This is a genomic window from Streptomyces sp. D2-8, assembly GCF_023184515.1.
Lineage (GTDB): Bacteria > Actinomycetota > Actinomycetes > Streptomycetales > Streptomycetaceae > Streptomyces.
On sequence record NZ_JAAHBP010000008.1, the window covers coordinates 286,728 to 302,800 of the forward strand.

Sequence of the window (16,073 nt, forward strand, 5' to 3'; positions counted from 1 at the left end):
TTTCAGTGCCGCTGCGCCGCGGTCACTTGCCGCCGTTGATCGTGGCTTCGTCGATGGAGCCCTCGGTGACGCCCCACTTCTTCATGATCTTCTCGTACTCGCCGTTCTCGATGATGGCGTCAAGGGCGGCCTTGAGGGCGTCCCGCAGCTCCGTCTGGTTCTTGGCGACCGCGATGCCGTACGGGGCGGCCTCGACCTGCTCGCCGACCAGCTGGAAGTCCTTGCCGCCACCGGAGGTCTTCACCGCGTACGCGGCGACCGGGAAGTCGGACGAGCCGGCGTCGGCGCCGCCCGCGCGCAGGCGGGTCTGGGCCTGCTGGTCGTTGTCGAAGGGCTCGATGGCGATCTTCTTGCCGGAGGGGCACTTCTTCGACTCGGCCTTGGCCAGGTCCTCCGAGACCGTGCCGCGCTGCAGCACGATCTTCTTGCCGCACAGGTCCGACCAGGTCTTGATGCCCTGGTCGTCGCCCTTCTTGGTGTAGATCGAGACACCGGCGGTGAAGTAGTCCACGAAGTCGACGCCCTCACCGACCTTCTTGCCGGTGTCGGAGTCGATGCCCTCCTGGCGGTCCTTGGTGTCGGTCATCGCGGACATGGCGATGTCGTACCGCTTGGAGCGCAGACCCGTGATCAGCGTGTCGAAGGTGCCGTTCTCGAACTGGAAGTCGACCCCGAGCTGCTTGCCCATGGCGGCGGCGAGGTCCGGGTCGATGCCGACCACCTTGCCGGAGCCGTCCTTGAACTCGACCGGGGCGTAGGCGATGTCGGAGCCGACCTTGATGACACCCTTGTCGCGGATGGCCTGCGGCAGCTTGTCGGCGAGCGGGGCCGAGGCCGCGGTGTCGCTCTCCGAGCCGTTGTCCTTGGTCTGGTCACCGCAGCCGGTGAGCATCAGCGTGCCTGCGACCGCGATCGCACCGACCGCTGCTAGCCGGGAACGAGCGGCGGTCGTACGACGGGTGGAGCTTGCGGTCATGGTGGGTTCCTCCGGCGGATGGGTGGAGTTGCCGATGGGGCGGGCCGCTGCCGATGGGCTCGGCACGGCCGTGGCAATGCCGAAGGGTTCGGCAGTGCCGTGGGTCGACGAGAGCACACCTCTTCGAGTGTCGCGACCTCGTGTGATTACGGCATCTTGCCATTCGGACTGCGCCATTCTGGGGGCCAGCCATGTCAAAATCGGATAACGGGCGACCCCCGAACCGCATCACTCCGGTACATCACGGCCGGACCTTCTATGGGAATGACCCCTTCCGGCCGGACGATCTTCGGTAAATCCCGAGATTTCGATACGGGGACCGCGAGCTTTGCGGATGCTTGAGTGGTTGTAGCTGCTCTGTCCAGCTCTTGTCCTGATTTTGGACGAAGAGTCAGAGTGTCGTCATGTGACCTTCGCGTTATGGACTCGTCGTCGATGCGGTCCGTCCGGTAAGAAGGGTCTTTACACCCCTCATCCGGGGCTCAGGGCGCGTGTGCGGCGCGCCCGTCGCGTACGCGCCCGTACGTATACACGTACACAGCACGACATGGGCCTACGCGGTGCCCGCCCACCCCTCACCAGGAGTGGCCACCCTCAAACCAATGAAGATTTAAGGGGTAAAACGAAGTGGCAGCGGAGATCGTCAATCCTCGCAGCGAGAGCAAGACCGGCGATACGGATCACGAGGGCAGTGCGGAGCCCCTCGACTCCTTCGACCCGGCGTTCGCGCTGCACCGCGGCGGCAAGATGGCTGTGCAGGCCACCGTGCCGGTCCGTGACAAGGACGACCTGTCCCTGGCGTACACGCCCGGCGTCGCGAAGGTGTGCAGCGCGATCGCGGAGCAGCCGGAGCTCGTGCACGACTACACGTGGAAGTCGTCGGTCGTGGCCGTCGTGACGGACGGTACGGCTGTTCTGGGGCTCGGTGACATCGGGCCCGAGGCCTCCCTCCCGGTGATGGAGGGCAAGGCGATTCTGTTCAAGCAGTTCGGTGGCGTGGACGCGGTTCCGATCGCCCTGAACTGCACGGACGTCGACGAGATCGTCGAGACCGTGGTGCGGCTCGCGCCCTCGTTCGGCGGGGTCAACCTGGAGGACATCTCGGCACCCCGGTGCTTCGAGGTCGAGCGGAAGCTGCAGGAGCGGCTGGACATCCCGGTCTTCCACGACGACCAGCACGGAACGGCCGTGGTGACGCTGGCCGCCCTGCGGAACGCCGCGCGGCTGAGCGGGCGGGCGCTGGGTGAGCTGCGGGCCGTCATCTCCGGCGCCGGTGCGGCCGGGGTCGCCATCGCGAAGATGCTGGTCGAGGCCGGGATCGGGGACGTCGCGGTGGCCGACCGCAAGGGTGTCGTGTCGGCGGACCGTGACGACCTCACGCAGGTGAAGCGGGAGCTGGCCGGGTTCACGAACAAGGCCGGGATCACCGGATCGCTGGAAGCGGCGCTGGACGGGGCCGATGTGTTCATCGGCGTGTCCGGTGGGACGGTTCCGGAGTCCGCGGTGGCGACGATGGCCAAGGGTGCGTTCGTTTTCGCCATGGCGAACCCGAACCCCGAGGTGCACCCCGAGGTCGCGCACAAGTACGCGGCGGTCGTCGCGACCGGGCGGTCGGACTTCCCGAACCAGATCAACAACGTGCTGGCGTTTCCGGGAATTTTCGCGGGGGCGCTGCAGGTGCGGGCCTCTCGGATCACCGAGGGGATGAAGCTGGCTGCCGCTGAGGCGCTGGCGGCCGTGGTCGGGGACGACCTCGCTGCCGACTACGTCATCCCGTCGCCGTTCGACGAGCGGGTCGCGCCGGCGGTCACGGCCGCGGTGGCGGCTGCGGCTCGGGCCGAGGGTGTGGCTCGGCGCTGACGTCGGTGAGTGGCCCCGTCCCGGGATCGGGCGGGGCCATTTTTCTTTTTGCGTTGGCGTGCGGCTGTTCGGGTGGTGTCGCCGGTGCCTCCGACGGTGGGGGTGTTGTGCGCCTGCGGGTGCCTTGGGGCGGGACGCCGGGCTGCCCCAGCAACACGTCGCGCACCTGGCAAGAGGGCATGTCTCACAGGGGCGGATGGTTCCTTCGGTCCCTCGCGGAACCTATCGTCAAGGTCATGTTCGCTGTCTACGCCGCCCGAATCGACCGCGACCAGCCGCTGTCCGGCCTGGAGTTGGGAGAGCGTCCGGCTCCCGAGGCCCGTCCCGGCTGGAGTACCGTCACGGTCAAGGCCGCCTCCCTCAACCACCATGACCTCTGGTCCCTGCGTGGCGTGGGCCTCGCAGAGGACAAGCTGCCGATGATCCTCGGCTGTGACGCCGCCGGTGTCGACGAGGACGGCAACGAGGTCGTCCTGCACTCCGTGATCGGACAGAGCGGGCACGGGGTCGGCCCGAAGGAACCCCGTTCCATCCTCACGGAGCGCTACCAGGGCACCTTCGCCGAGCAGGTCTCCGTGCCGACCTGGAACATCCTGCCCAAGCCCAGGGAGCTCTCCTTCGCGGAGGCCGCCTGTCTGCCCACGGCATGGCTGACCGCGTACCGGATGCTGTTCACCAACGCGGGTGTCCGCCCCGGTGACTCCGTGCTGGTGCAGGGCGCCGGCGGTGGGGTCGCCACGGCCGCCATCGTGCTGGGCAAGGCCGCCGGGCTCCGGGTCTTCGCCACCAGCCGGGACGAGGCCAAGCGGAAGCGGGCCCTGGAGCTCGGGGCCGTCGAGGCGCTGGAGTCCGGGGCGCGGCTGCCGCAGCGGGTCGACGCCGTGATCGAGACCGTCGGTGCCGCCACCTGGTCGCATTCCGTGAAGTCGCTGAAGCCCGGCGGCACGCTGGTCATCTCCGGGGCCACCAGTGGCGACCGCCCCTCGCACGCCGAGCTGACCCGGATCTTCTTCCTCGAGCTCAAGGTCGTCGGGTCCACGATGGGCACCAAGGACGAGCTGGAGGACCTGCTCGCGTTCTGTGCCACCACCGGCGTGCGGCCCGTCATCGACGAGGTCATGCCGATGGACCGGGCGCGAGAGGGCTTCGAACGGCTGGCCTCGGGTGAGCAGTTCGGGAAGGTCGTGCTGACGAATCCCTGAGTCCCCTGGAGGGTGCGTCGACGGTCGGTCCGGTGCGGGCCGGCCGTTTTCGTATGTCAACTGTGGTTGACGCGGGCGGAGCGTCAACGTAGGTTGACATCATGACCGAAGCGACCGATCTGGCCGAGCGTGCCGGTGACCGTGATCCACGGGTTGGCCTACGGGCCGTCGCCGCGCTGCGTCGGCTGCTGGAGCAGTTGGAAGCCGTACAGGTGCGCAATGCGCGCAACCAAAGCTGGTCGTGGCAGGAGATCGCCACCGAACTCGGTGTGAGCAGGCAGGCCGTGCACAAGAAGTACGGGAGGCATTGATGTTCGAGCGGTTCACGAAGGACGCCCGGGACGTGGTGAAGAGTGCGTACGCGTATGTGGAGGGTGGTGGGGGCGGGCATGTGGAGCCGGAGCATCTGCTGCTGGCGCTGCTCGACCGGGAGGGCAGCCGTGGCTCCTTCGCGCTCGCCGCTGTCGGGCTCGGTGAGCGGCGGGAGTCCGTGCGGGAGGCGCTGCGTGAGGCGCGGCGGCGGGCCGGCCTGACGCAGGCCGAGGCCGATGCGCTCGCCGGGCTGGGGATCGATGTGGAGGAGATCGTCGCCCGGGTGGAGGAGGTGCACGGGGTCGGCGCCCTGGCCGGCGACCGGAAGGACAAGCGGTGGTGGTCGGGGCGTTCCTCCTTCGGGCGGGGGGCCAAGGACGTGCTGGAGCGCTCCTTGCGGGTCGCTCTCGCCCAGCGGGACCGGCACATCGGGGACGAGCACATCCTGCTGGCCCTCACCACGTGCCCCGGAGTGCCGGCCGAGGTCCTGGCCGACCACGGGGTGACGTACGCGTCCCTGGTGCGGGTGCTGTACGGCAGTGGTGGCGAGGCCAAGGCCGGCTGACGTGCCTGAACCTCGGCGCTGCCCGCTGTGGGCGCCTACTTCCTCTGGCTGCGCAGGAGGGCTCCTATGTGGGCCGCCGCCGTCGACAGGTGACGGCGGGCGTCGCGCAGTTGGTCGGGGGTGACCCCGTGGTCGCGGGCCGCGTCGCGGATGTCGTCCCGGAAACGGTCGAGCAGGCGGTCCAGGTCGCGGGCGGGGTCGCCGGTGGAGTCCGTGGCGTCCTCGTGGGCCCAGGCCGGTTCGTAGGCGGCGGGGAAGTCCTCCGAGGGCTGTGAGTGCGTCGGCTCCGCGGCCGGCTTGCCGGCGCCGGTCCAGTCGAAGCCGAGGTCCTTGCCGAAGTCCTTGCCGTAGTCCTTTCCGAACTCGCCCACCTCCTTGACCAGTTCGCTCAGGCCCTCGCGCAGACCCGTCGGCCAGTCGCCGCGGGCGAAGTGGTCCTGCACCTGCTCCTGGACGCGGCGGGTGATGCGCTGCACCTGCTCCTGGGCCTGGGCCCGGGCATGCTCCTGGGCCTCCTTCGCCTGGCGGCGGGCGCGCTGGGCGTCCTCGCGGGCGCGGCGGCTCTCGTCCTTGGCGCGCCGGGCCTGCTCCTTCCACTCCTGCCGGGCACGGCGCATCTCCTCCTTGGCGATGCGCCACGTCTCCTTGTCGCCGTACTGCGAGAAGTCGCCGTAGGGGGCGCCCGCAGCGCCGTCGGTCCCGGTGCCGGTGTCCTGGCGGGCCTCGGTCGCCGCGGCGCGCATCTCGCGGCGCAGGTCGCCGGCGGCTCCGCGCACGTCGGCCCGGATCTCCGCGGCCAGTTCCGCGACCGACTCCCGGATCTCCAGTTCCAGGTCGGCCAGCTCGCCGCTGCGGTCGGCCAGCTCGGCGCGGCCCGCGTCCGTGATCGAGTAGACCTTGCGGCCGCCCTCGGTGGTGTGGGTGACCAGGCCCTCGGCCTCCAGCTTGGCCAGGCGCGGGTAGACCGTGCCCGCCGACGGTGCGTACAGCCCCTGGAAGCGCTCCTCGAGGAGACGAATCACCTCGTAGCCGTGGCGGGGGGCCTCGTCCAGCAGCTTCAGCAGGTAGAGGCGGAGGCGGCCGTGGGCGAAGACGGGAGGCATGTCAGAGCACCTTCTTGTCGGTCGTGCCGTCGGCCGGGGCGGTGGTGGGGTCTTCGCCCGGGCCGGAGACGGAATTGTCTCCCGAGCCGTCCTGAGGGCCGCCGGCCGGGGCTGCCGCCGCGCCGCTGCTGCCGGGCCGGGGGTCCCCCGGCTCGTCGTGATCGTCCTCCCCGGCCGGGCGGCGCAGCAGGGCGATCGAGCCGGAGACGGTGGTGGCCCGCAGTTTGCCGGTGCCCGCGCCGAGGCGGCCCGTGATCTTGTGGGCTCCCCACTGGCCGTGCACCCGCAGGCCGTCGAAGGCGTTGGAGACGGAGCCGCTCGCCGTGTTCGCCTCGACGTCCGCGTCCGCCGGGTACGGCAGCCGGATCGCGATCTCGCCCGAGACGCTGGTCAGCCGGACGTCCGTCGGGCCGTTCGGGTCGAGGTCGACGATCATCGAGCCGCTGACCGATTCCGCCCGCACGGAGGGGCCGGAGCCCTCGACCACCGTGAGATCACCGGAGACCGAGTTGAACCGGAGGTCGCCGGTCACGTCCTGGGCCTCCAGATTGCCGGAGACCGTCTCGGCGCGGACCGGGCCGGACAGGCCCACGAGCGTCGTGTCGCCGGTGACGCCCTTCGTCACCGAAGGGCCCCGGATCCCGGAGATCACGGCGGCCGCGCCCACCACGCCGACCTCCACGCGGGTGCCGGCCGGGACGGCCAGGGAGACCACCGCGCTGCGGCGCCAGCCCTTGCGGTCCAGCCACTTGAGGAAGCCCTTCCAGGGCAGGTCCTCGTAGGCCACCGTCAGAACGCCGTCCTCTTGGGTCACCACCAGGGGCGGCCCCTCGATCTCGGAGATCTCCAGGCGGGCGGAATCTTCGTCCGTGCCCACCACGTTCACCGTTCCGTTGACGAGACGCACGTGCAGATCGCTCACGGGCTCGTCGAAGGTGAGCTTCCTCGGTTCCGTGACGGACCACTCGGACATGGTGCAGACCTCCCCGATTCGACGCGCCATATCGCGTCCTCTCGTATTCACGATATATCGCGGTCGGGGAAAGTCAAGACACCCGTTCTGGGGATGGCTGGGCGGTCAGAAGTGCTCAAAGTGTGACGATTCGCCCTACCGTGTGAGCATGCCGACGGAAGCTGCCCGCACCGGTCCCGCGCCTGGGGCGCTACTGCTGTGCCGGGCCGCGCCCGCGTCGGTCGCCCCGGTCGCCCACCTGCTGCGCGAACCGATGCAGCTCACGCGCGCGGGCGACGCATGGAGCGTTCTCGTGCCCGAGGGCGGGCCCTGGCGGGACGCCGCCGAGTCCGTCGACCGTGTGGTCACCGGCTGGGCCACAGCCCTCGCCGTCGGCGCGCCCTGGCCCGTCCTCGCCCTGTGGTGGGACACCGACCACGCGGGATTCACGCTCGCGTCCGGCTTCCGCCGCCCGGTCGGCTTCGTATGGCTCGCGAGCGGCGTCCCGGCGGGGGAGGGCGAGGCGATGCGTACCTTCGCCGCCCGCATGGGCCTCGACCCCGTCCTGGACGTCCAGGCCCTGGACCGCCTGGCGAAGCCGGACTCCGCGGCCGACGCCCGCGCCCGTCTGCGCGGCCTGCTCGCGGTCCTCGCGCGCGCGGGTGTCTCCCTGCCCGCCGAACTCGCCCCCGGCGAACCCGCCCACCGCCTCCGGGAGGTCGCCGCCCGCCGGCCCGACAGCCTGCCCGTCGAGTGGCCGGGCCGGCGCGAGGCGGTCGCGGAACGCGACACCGTCGCCCACAGCCGCCTCGGCCCGTGGATGCCCTGGACCGGCGGGCCCAGAGCCCGTGCCCTGGCCTTGGCGCAGGTGGCGGCGGGCCTGCCGCTCCTGGTCCGGGGCCTGCGGCGGCGGGGCGGCGGCTGGGCCATTGCCGGAGCCCTGCTCCTCGCGCACGGCGCGCTGGGCCTGACGTACGACTTCACACACCCACGCGACTGACGCGTCCCACGCGTCTGACCGCCCGGCGGTGACGGGTCTCCTACTCGTCGTCCTCGTCGTCCAGCCGCGCCAGCCACGTCGCCAGCCGCTCCACCGGCACTTCGAAGTCAGGGTTGAGATCGACGAACGTCCGCAGCTGCTCGGCGAGCCACTCGAAGGTGACTTCCTCCTCGCCGCGCCGCTTCTCCAGTTCCTCGATGCCACGGTCCGTGAAGTACATGCCCCCAAGGATATGTGCGCGCAAACGGCCGGGCCGCACCCCCGAAGCGGGGATGCGGCCCGGGCACGCGGGACACGCGAGGGCGGTTTACGCCTCGAACACCTCACGCACCAGCTGCTCCTGCTCGGCCTGGTGCCGCTTCGCGGAGCCCACCGCCGGGGACGAGCCGTGCGGGCGGGAGATGCGCCGCAGTCGCTCGCCGTGCGGGACCTCCGCGCCGACCGCCAGGTCCAGGTGGTCGATCAGGTTGAGCGCGATGAACGGCCAGGCACCCTGGTTCGCCGGCTCCTCCTGGGCCCACAGGTACTTCTCGGCGTTCGGGTACTTCTTGATCTCCGCCTGGAGCTCGGTACCCGGCAGCGGGTACAGGCGCTCGATGCGGATGATCGCCGTGTCCGTGACGCCGCGCTTCTGACGCTCGGCCTCGAGGTCGTAGTAGACCTTGCCGGCGCAGAAGACGACCTTCTTGACCGCGGCCGCGTCCACCGACGCGTCGCCGATGACCGGCTGGAACTGGCCCGTCGTGAACTCCTCCGCCTTGGCCGCCGCCGCCTTCAGGCGCAGCATCGACTTCGGCGTGAAGACCACCAGCGGCTTGTGGTGCGGGTTGTGCACCTGCCACCGCAGGAGGTGGAAGTAGTTCGACGGCGACGTCGGCATGGCGACCGTCATGTTGTTCTGGGCGCACATCTGGAGGAAGCGCTCCGGGCGGGCCGAGGAGTGGTCCGGGCCCTGGCCCTCGTAGCCGTGCGGCAGGAGCAGGACGACTCCGGACGTCTGGGCCCACTTCTGCTCGGCCGACGAGATGAACTCGTCCACGACCGTCTGCGCGCCGTTGACGAAGTCGCCGAACTGCGCCTCCCACATCACGAGCGCCTCGGGGCGGGCCAGCGAGTAGCCGTACTCGAAGCCCATCGCGGCGTACTCGGAGAGGAGGGAGTTGTAGACGTTGAGCCGCGCCTGGTCCTCGGAGAGGTACTGAAGCGGCGTGTACTCCTCGCCGGTGCTGCGGTCGATGATGACCGCGTGGCGCTGGCCGAACGTACCGCGCTGCGAGTCCTGGCCGGCCAGACGGACCGGGACGCCCTCCAGCAGGAGGGAGCCGACCGCGAGGGTCTCGCCCATGCCCCAGTCGATGGTGCCGTCCTCGACCATCGACGCCCGGCGCTGCAACTGCGGCAGCAGACGCGGGTGGACGGTGATGTTGTCGGGGATGTTGACCTGGGACTCGGCGATCCGCTTGACGACCTCCGTGGTCACCGCGGTGTTCACGGCGACCGGGAACTCGGCCTGCGGGTCCGAGGACTCGACCGTCGCCGGCTGGGACGTGGCCTCACGGACCTCCGTGAAGACCTTCTCCAGCTGGCCCTGGTAGTCCTGCAGCGCCTGCTCGGCCTCTTCCAGGGTGATGTCGCCGCGACCGATGAGGGACTCGGTGTAGAGCTTGCGCACCGAGCGCTTCTTGTCGATCAGGTCGTACATCAGCGGCTGGGTGAAGGCCGGGTTGTCCGACTCGTTGTGACCGCGGCGGCGGTAGCAGATGAGGTCGATCACCACGTCCTTGTTGAACGCCTGGCGGAACTCGAAGGCGAGCCGCGCGACGCGGACCACGGCCTCCGGGTCGTCGCCGTTCACGTGGAAGATCGGGGCCTCGATCATGCGGGCCACGTCCGTCGCGTACATGGAGGAACGCGAGGACTCGGGGGCCGCGGTGAAGCCGACCTGGTTGTTGATGACGATGTGGACCGTGCCGCCGGTGCGGTAGCCGCGCAGCTGCGACATGTTCAGGGTCTCGGCCACCACGCCCTGGCCCGCGAAGGCCGCGTCGCCGTGGATCGCCACCGGCAGGACGGTGAAGTCCGTGCCGCCCTTGTTGATGATGTCCTGCTTGGCGCGCGAGACGCCCTCCAGGACCGGGTCCACCGCCTCCAGGTGCGAGGGGTTCGCGACCAGGGAGACCTTGATCTGCTCGCCGTCGAGACCGGTGAAGGTGCCCTCGGCGCCCAGGTGGTACTTCACGTCGCCGGAGCCGTGCATCGACTTCGGGTCGAGGTTGCCCTCGAACTCGCGGAAGATCTGCGCGTACGACTTGCCGACGATGTTGGCGAGGACGTTCAGCCGGCCGCGGTGGGCCATGCCGACGACGACCTCGTCCAGGCGGGACTCGGCGGCCGAGTCCAGCACGGCGTCCAGCAGCGGGATGACGGACTCGCCGCCCTCCAGGGAGAAGCGCTTCTGGCCGACGTACTTCGTCTGAAGGAAGGTCTCGAAGGCCTCGGCGGCGTTCAGCCGGCGCAGGATGCGCAGCTGCTCCTCACGCTCCGGCTTGGTGTGCGAGCGCTCGATGCGGTCCTGGATCCACTTGCGCTGCTTCGGGTCCTGGATGTGCATGAACTCGACGCCGGTGGTGCGGCAGTACGAGTCGCGCAGCACGCCGAGGATGTCGCGCAGCTTCATCAGGGACTTGCCGGCGAATCCGCCGACGGCGAACTCGCGCTCCAGGTCCCACAGGGTGAGCCCGTGCTCCGTGATGTCCAGGTCGGGGTGCTTGCGCTGCTGGTACTCCAGCGGGTCGGTGTCGGCCATGACGTGGCCGCGGACCCGGTAGGAGTGGATCAGCTCGAAGACGCGGGCGGCCTTCGTGACGTCGTCGTCGTGCGACGCGTCGATGTCCTTGAGCCAGCGGACCGGCTCGTAGGGGATGCGCAGCGCCTCGAAGATGTCGTCGTAGAAGCCGTTCTCACCGAGGAGGAGGTTGGCGACGATCCGCAGGAACTCGCCGGAGGCGGCGCCCTGGATCACCCGGTGGTCGTAGGTCGACGTGAGCGTCATGACCTTCGAGATGCCGAGCTTGTTCAGGGTGTCCTGGGAGGTGCCCTGGAACTCGGCCGGGTAGTCCATGGAGCCGACGCCCATGATCACCGACTGGCCGGGCATCAGACGCGGCACGGAGTGGACGGTGCCGAGGCCGCCGGGGTTGGTCAGGGAGACCGTCACGCCGGTGAAGTCGTCCATGCCCAGCTTGCCGTCGCGGGCGCGGCGGACGATGTCCTCGTAGGCCTGCCAGAACTCGAAGAAGTTCAGCGTCTCGGCCTTCTTGATGCCCGCGACCACGAGCTGGCGGTCGCCGTTGGGCTTGACCAGGTCGATGGCGAGGCCGAAGTTGACGTGCTCCGGCTTGACCAGGGTCGGCTTGCCGTCCTTCTCCGCGAAGGAGTAGTTCATCGACGGCATGGCCTTGATGGCCTGCACCATCGCGTAGCCGATCAGGTGCGTGAAGGAGATCTTCCCGCCCCGGGCGCGCTTCAGGTGGTTGTTGATGACGATGCGGTTGTCGAAGAGCAGCTTCACCGGGACCGCGCGCACGGACGTGGCCGTGGGCACCTCCAGGGAGGCGTTCATGTTCTTCGCGACCGCGGCGGCGGGACCGCGCAGCACGACCTGCTCGGGGCCCGAGGGGGCCTCGCCGGCGGGCTCGGCCTTCTTCGCGGCGGCCGGCTTCGCCGCCGGGGCGGCCTGCGCCGGAGCGGGGGCCTGAGCCGGGGCCTGTGCGGCGGGCTTCGCCTGGGCCGGAGCCGAGGCGGGGGCCGGCGCGGCGGCGGGCTTCTCGGCCACCGGGGCGGGGGCCTGGGCGGGGGCGGCCGGAGCGGCCGCCGGAGCGGTGGTGGTCTCCGCGGCCCCCGCGGCCGCGGTACCCGCCGGAGCCGGGGCGGCGGCCGCCCCTGGCTTGTAGTCGGCGAAGAAGTCCCACCAGGCTCGGTCTACCGAATTCGGGTCCTGGAGGTACTGCTGATAGATCTCGTCGACGAGCCACTCGTTGGCACCGAACGACGCGGCAGGGTTCTTCCCCGCTTGGTCGGTGTCGGTCGAGATGCTCGAGTTACTGGGGGACTGTGGCGACACGGCGGCAACCGCCCTCTTCCGCTTCACAAGATGATGGACAGCGGGAATCAAGGCTACGCCCCCTGGACGGGGAAGGTCAGGTCGGGCCCATGCAACGTCGTGCAAGTCACATCTGGAACTGTGTTTCGGGGCTTGAAATGGCGGGAAACAAGCGTGGTTCCGCTTAACGAGGGAAGAGCGGGGCAGGGCCCCCGGGCGCCGATGGCGCGGGCCTGTGCCTGATCACACGTGTCCGTCAGCGCGGACGCCCGTGGATCTTGTGGCTCCGGTTCGAACTTTACGTCAACTTGGCACGGATGACAGTCCCGGAAGAGTGACAAGAATCCGGCAACCTCGCTCGGATTCAGCCACTCCGATCCGGCCCCCGTGCAGGTCCACCGCCCAGCGGGCGATCGCCAGGCCGAGACCCGTGCCGCCGTCGCTGCCCGGCCCCTGCCGCTTGGCGCTGCCGCGGTTGAACCGCTCGAAGACGCGGTGCCACTCGGACTTCGGAATGCCGGGGCCCTCGTCCAGAACTTCCAGTTCCAGCGACTCCGGCAGGGCGCCGCGCCGCGCCTTGACCGTCACGCGGCCGTGCGGCGGGCTGTGCTTGACCGCGTTGTCGATGAGATTGGCGACGACCTGGTGGATGCGCTCCGGGTCGGCGTGCGCCGTCAACTCCGGCGGGGAGACGTCGAGGTGCAGATGGACGTCCGTACGGGTGTGACTGCCCGAGCCGGTGGCGATGCCCGCGCGCACGGAGGCGACCATGTTGGCCTCCTTCAGCACGCCGGACAGATACGGCCACACCTCGAACCGCCGCTGTTTCAGCGGAACGACGCCGTTGTCCAGCCGGGACAGGTCCAGCAGCGTCTCCACCAGCCGCCCGAGGCGCTCGGTCTGCTTCAGCGCCGTGCGCATCGTCTCCGGGTCGGCCTGCGTGACACCGTCGACGATGTTCTCCAGCACCGCGCGCAGACCCGCGATGGGCGTGCGCAGCTCGTGGGAGACATTCGCCACGAGTTCCTTGCGCTGGCGGTCCTGGGCCTCCAGCTCGTCGGCCATGGCGTTGATCGTCACGGCCAGGTCGCCCAGCTCGTCACGGCGGTTCTCCCGCGTCCGGCGGGTGTAGTCGCCCTGCGAGATGGAACGGGCCACCGCGGTCATCTCGTCCAGCGGCGCCGTGAGCGAATGGGCCACGAACTGCGTGATGAGAAGTGTGGCGATCATCGAGAAGACCGTGATGAAGCGCAGCTCCGTCTGGGTGTGCACCGCGATCACCGACAGGCCGGTGGTGATCAGCACCGAGATGACGACCAGCGCGCCCAGCTTGGTCTTGATCGAGAACGGGCTCACCCCGCCCCAGGGATCCGGCTCCCCGGGGATTCTCCGTCCGGCCGGCCCACCGCTCATGGCGTCGGGGTCTCCAGGGCGTATCCGACGCCGTGCACCGTGCGGATCCGCTCGGCGCCGATCTTCCGGCGCAGCGCCTTGATGTGGCTGTCGACCGTGCGGGTGCCGGAGGCGTCCGCCCAGTCCCAGACCTCGGCGAGCAGCTGCTCACGGGAGAGCACCGCACGCGGGGTGTTCGCCAGGCACACCAGCAGGTCGAACTCGGTGGGCGTCAGGTGGACGTCTTCGCTGCGCACCCGGACCCGGCGCTGCGCGTGGTCGATCTCCAGCTCACCGAGACGCAGGATGCCGGAGCGGGGGGTGGCCGCCGCGATGGCGGCCCGCTCCACCCGGCGCAGCAGGACGTGCACGCGCGCCGCCAGCTCCCGCATGGAGAACGGCTTGGTCATGTAGTCGTCGGCGCCGACACCGAGGCCGACCAGCATGTCGGTCTCGTCGTCGCGCGCGGTGAGCATCATCACCGGCACCGGGCGGGCGGCCTGCACGCGCCGGCAGACCTCCAGGCCGTCGAAGCCGGGCAGCATGATGTCGAGGATCAGCAGGTCGGGCTGCCAGGCCTCGGCCGTGTCGACCGCGGCCGGTCCGTCACCCGCTGTCTGCACGAGGAATCCCTCGGCCCGCAGGCGGGTCGCGATGGCGTCCACGATCGTCGCGTCGTCCTCGACCACCAGGACCCGGCGCTGTGCGCCCGGAGTAGCCGTCGCCGAACCGTTGTGGGAGGTCTGTGTCTGCTCCATCGCCCGCCCCTGGGGTGTGCTTTCCGGAATCAGTGGGGTGATTCCTTCTGACTGGCTATGCCTGCGCATGGTTGCGATTGACGCTTGAATGATCGGCGTCAGAGGAGCAGCGTACGGGGAGTCAGCACACCTTTGCTATCCAGGGCGGATGCCGAGGTGCACGACGTCCGGCACGCCCCGGGCAACCGGGATCTCTTCGGTACGCACCTGTTGGAACCCGGCATTCCGCAAGGTTTCTTCGAATTCCGGAGACGGCTGGGCGGACCAGACAGCGAGAACCCCGCCGGGTCTCAACACCCTTGCGCAGCTTGCCAGTCCGGCCTGCCGGTAGAGATTTCCGTTGCCCTCCGTGACGGTCCAGCCGGGGCCGTTGTCGATGTCGAGGCACAGGGCGTCGTACGTGTCGGATGTCTCATTGACGTGTGCGACGAGATCGGCTTCGACGATTTTCGCGCGGGGGTCCGACAGGGCTCGGGCGGAGAGCGCGGAGAGCGGGCCGTCGAGATGCCATTCGACAATCGCGGGCTCGCGCTCCACCACCGTGATCCGCCCCCAGCGCGGGTCCGCGGCGGCGTGCGCGAGGGAGAAGCCGACGCCGAGCCCGCCGATCAGGACGTCGGGGCGGTCGCGTCCGGCCAGGGCGTCCAGTGCCGCGTCGACCAGCCGCCGCTCCGAACGGCCGTCGGAGGTGTCCATCAGGAAACAGCCGTTGGCGATGATCTCCAGCCGGTCACCGTGCCGCCGCAGCACCACTTCACCGTGCGGGCCCTCGCGACGGTCCAGTACATCGGGAATGTCGTACGAGGTAGGCATGGGGGCATCCTGGCAGGGGAGGGGGGTGTGGCGCGCGGCATTTCGCCTCGCCCTGTGGGACGCGGGGCGAGGCTTTCGGGTTGCTGTGCATCGGCTCTCGCGTGGCGCTGGTCACAGACAGAGGGGCTGTCCGGGGCGAAGGCTGGGACGCGACGGAAGGAGCGCCCGTGGTGGAACGCACCGCGCCGCCCCACGAGACGGCCGCACCGGCGCCGGCGGGCGCGCCCGTCTCCGACGTGCCGGGGCTGCTGGACGGGGTGCCGCGGCAGCGCGGTCCGCGCGCGACGGCGGTCGCGGGAGGGTGGGAGCCCGTTCCGGCGGCGGAGCCCCGGCCGCAGAAGCTCCGCCCCTGGTGGCTGCTGCCCACCCCCACGGGAACGCCGTTCACCTTCGGATACGCGATCGTCCTCTGCCTCACCTCGCTGATCTCCGCGTACGCGGACCCGGCCCTCGTGCACGCCCTCCTCCAGGGCTCCAGCACGGATGTGACGCACCTGGTGCGCACGCCCGGGCTGGTGCTGATCGGCAGCGCGCTGTGGGTCGCGGGCGGGGTGACCTCGCCGTTCGCCATCGCCTTCGTGCTGGTGCTTGCCGCGCTGGAGCGGCGGATCGGGGGTGTGCGCACAGCCGGTGTCTTCCTCCTGGGACATGTGGCGGCCACCCTCGCGACCGAGGTCCCGGTGGGTCTCGCCGTCCTGGCCGGGCACCTCCCCGGCAGCTCCCTGCACCGCCTGGACTACGGCGTCAGCTTCGGCGTCGCCGCCGGCATCGGCGCCCTGGCCGGTCTGCTGCCGCTGTGGCTGCGCCTGCCGCTGCTGGCCGGCTTCGGCTGGATGCTGCTCCAGGACCTGCTCGCCTTCACCGACCCGATGACGAACTGGGGGCACCTCATCGCCCTGGTGATCGGTGTGGCGACCTGGCCCCTGGTCCGGCGGTGGCGCGACGGCCGGCGTCTCCTCCAGGCCGCCCATCAGGCGTAACGCCCCTCTTGTCTTAGATCGCTCACAGCGAACACCCCCTGGGAACATCCGGCCTCTC

At 70.1% G+C, this 16,073-nt stretch carries 14 protein-coding genes; 6 read left to right on the forward strand and 8 right to left on the reverse strand.

Going from position 1 to position 16,073, the window contains the following annotated elements; translation table 11 throughout:
• Positions 1-22: 22 nt before the first annotated feature.
• Complete coding sequence (locus G3I77_RS17275) at positions 23-976, reverse strand: ABC transporter substrate-binding protein (RefSeq protein WP_248504717.1); 954 nt, start codon at positions 974-976, stop codon at positions 23-25.
• A gap of 627 nt (positions 977-1,603) precedes the next feature.
• On the opposite strand from G3I77_RS17275, the gene G3I77_RS17280 reads away from it, so the two are divergent.
• From G3I77_RS17280 to G3I77_RS17295, 4 genes are all read left to right on the forward strand, one after another.
• Complete coding sequence (locus G3I77_RS17280; protein ID WP_248504719.1) at positions 1,604-2,836, forward strand: NADP-dependent malic enzyme; 1,233 nt, start codon at positions 1,604-1,606, stop codon at positions 2,834-2,836.
• A gap of 236 nt (positions 2,837-3,072) precedes the next feature.
• Positions 3,073-4,038, forward strand: a complete 966-nt coding sequence (locus G3I77_RS17285) for a zinc-binding dehydrogenase (RefSeq protein ID WP_248504721.1) — start codon at positions 3,073-3,075, stop codon at positions 4,036-4,038.
• Between the two features lie 101 nt (positions 4,039-4,139).
• The gene (locus tag G3I77_RS17290) at positions 4,140-4,349 is read left to right on the forward strand and encodes an HTH domain-containing protein (RefSeq protein WP_248504723.1); all 210 of its coding nucleotides are present in this window, start codon (positions 4,140-4,142) and stop codon (positions 4,347-4,349) included.
• Positions 4,349-4,915, forward strand: coding sequence for a Clp protease N-terminal domain-containing protein (locus G3I77_RS17295; RefSeq protein WP_248504726.1), 567 nt, complete (start codon positions 4,349-4,351; stop codon positions 4,913-4,915). The genes G3I77_RS17290 and G3I77_RS17295 overlap by 1 nt, the downstream gene beginning before the upstream one ends.
• A gap of 35 nt (positions 4,916-4,950) precedes the next feature.
• Here G3I77_RS17295 and G3I77_RS17300 read toward each other — a convergent pair whose 3' ends face one another.
• Positions 4,951-6,018, reverse strand: coding sequence for a helix-turn-helix transcriptional regulator (locus G3I77_RS17300; RefSeq protein ID WP_248504728.1), 1,068 nt, complete (start codon positions 6,016-6,018; stop codon positions 4,951-4,953).
• A gap of 1 nt (position 6,019) precedes the next feature.
• Entirely contained in the window at positions 6,020-6,991 is a 972-nt protein-coding gene (locus G3I77_RS17305; protein WP_248504965.1) for a DUF4097 family beta strand repeat-containing protein, read from the reverse strand.
• 148 nt (positions 6,992-7,139) lie between these two features.
• On the opposite strand from G3I77_RS17305, the gene G3I77_RS17310 reads away from it, so the two are divergent.
• Positions 7,140-7,970: a hypothetical protein gene (locus tag G3I77_RS17310; RefSeq protein ID WP_248504730.1), complete on the forward strand. Its 831-nt coding sequence runs from the start codon at positions 7,140-7,142 to the stop codon at positions 7,968-7,970.
• Between the two features lie 40 nt (positions 7,971-8,010).
• On the opposite strand, the gene G3I77_RS17315 is transcribed toward G3I77_RS17310, so the two are convergent.
• From G3I77_RS17315 to G3I77_RS17335, 5 genes are all read right to left on the reverse strand, one after another.
• Complete coding sequence (locus tag G3I77_RS17315; RefSeq protein ID WP_003992906.1) at positions 8,011-8,190, reverse strand: DUF6104 family protein; 180 nt, start codon at positions 8,188-8,190, stop codon at positions 8,011-8,013.
• Between the two features lie 87 nt (positions 8,191-8,277).
• Complete coding sequence (locus tag G3I77_RS17320) at positions 8,278-12,093, reverse strand: multifunctional oxoglutarate decarboxylase/oxoglutarate dehydrogenase thiamine pyrophosphate-binding subunit/dihydrolipoyllysine-residue succinyltransferase subunit (protein WP_248504732.1); 3,816 nt, start codon at positions 12,091-12,093, stop codon at positions 8,278-8,280.
• A 282-nt stretch (positions 12,094-12,375) separates the two neighbouring features.
• Positions 12,376-13,485 carry a HAMP domain-containing sensor histidine kinase gene (locus tag G3I77_RS17325; RefSeq protein WP_248504734.1) on the reverse strand — a complete coding sequence of 370 codons (1,110 nt, stop codon included), beginning with the start codon at positions 13,483-13,485 and terminating at the stop codon, positions 12,376-12,378.
• Positions 13,482-14,222 carry a response regulator transcription factor gene (locus G3I77_RS17330; protein ID WP_030851757.1) on the reverse strand — a complete coding sequence of 247 codons (741 nt, stop codon included), beginning with the start codon at positions 14,220-14,222 and terminating at the stop codon, positions 13,482-13,484. Before G3I77_RS17330 ends, G3I77_RS17325 begins: the two co-directional genes overlap by 4 nt.
• Before the next feature lie 135 nt (positions 14,223-14,357).
• Positions 14,358-15,035 carry a spermidine synthase gene (locus tag G3I77_RS17335; RefSeq protein ID WP_248504736.1) on the reverse strand — a complete coding sequence of 226 codons (678 nt, stop codon included), beginning with the start codon at positions 15,033-15,035 and terminating at the stop codon, positions 14,358-14,360.
• 170 nt (positions 15,036-15,205) lie between these two features.
• On the opposite strand from G3I77_RS17335, the gene G3I77_RS17340 reads away from it, so the two are divergent.
• Complete coding sequence (locus G3I77_RS17340; protein WP_248504967.1) at positions 15,206-16,015, forward strand: rhomboid-like protein; 810 nt, start codon at positions 15,206-15,208, stop codon at positions 16,013-16,015.
• The last annotated feature ends 58 nt before the right edge of the window (positions 16,016-16,073 follow it).

Excerpts from the sequence above, each read along its gene's own strand:
- G3I77_RS17330 (WP_030851757.1), bottom strand. The coding sequence starts at position 14,222 with ATGGAGCAGACACAGACCTCCCACAACGGTTCGGCGACGGCTACTCCG.
- G3I77_RS17285 (WP_248504721.1), top strand. The coding sequence starts at position 3,073 with ATGTTCGCTGTCTACGCCGCCCGAATCGACCGCGACCAGCCGCTGTCC.
- G3I77_RS17275 (WP_248504717.1), bottom strand. The coding sequence starts at position 976 with ATGACCGCAAGCTCCACCCGTCGTACGACCGCCGCTCGTTCCCGGCTA.
- G3I77_RS17325 (WP_248504734.1), bottom strand. The coding sequence starts at position 13,485 with ATGAGCGGTGGGCCGGCCGGACGGAGAATCCCCGGGGAGCCGGATCCC.
- G3I77_RS17310 (WP_248504730.1), top strand. The coding sequence starts at position 7,140 with ATGCCGACGGAAGCTGCCCGCACCGGTCCCGCGCCTGGGGCGCTACTG.
- G3I77_RS17295 (WP_248504726.1), top strand. The coding sequence starts at position 4,349 with ATGTTCGAGCGGTTCACGAAGGACGCCCGGGACGTGGTGAAGAGTGCG.
- G3I77_RS17335 (WP_248504736.1), bottom strand. The coding sequence starts at position 15,035 with ATGCCTACCTCGTACGACATTCCCGATGTACTGGACCGTCGCGAGGGC.
- G3I77_RS17305 (WP_248504965.1), bottom strand. The coding sequence starts at position 6,991 with ATGTCCGAGTGGTCCGTCACGGAACCGAGGAAGCTCACCTTCGACGAG.
- G3I77_RS17300 (WP_248504728.1), bottom strand. The coding sequence starts at position 6,018 with ATGCCTCCCGTCTTCGCCCACGGCCGCCTCCGCCTCTACCTGCTGAAG.
- G3I77_RS17315 (WP_003992906.1), bottom strand. The coding sequence starts at position 8,190 with ATGTACTTCACGGACCGTGGCATCGAGGAACTGGAGAAGCGGCGCGGC.
- G3I77_RS17290 (WP_248504723.1), top strand. The coding sequence starts at position 4,140 with ATGACCGAAGCGACCGATCTGGCCGAGCGTGCCGGTGACCGTGATCCA.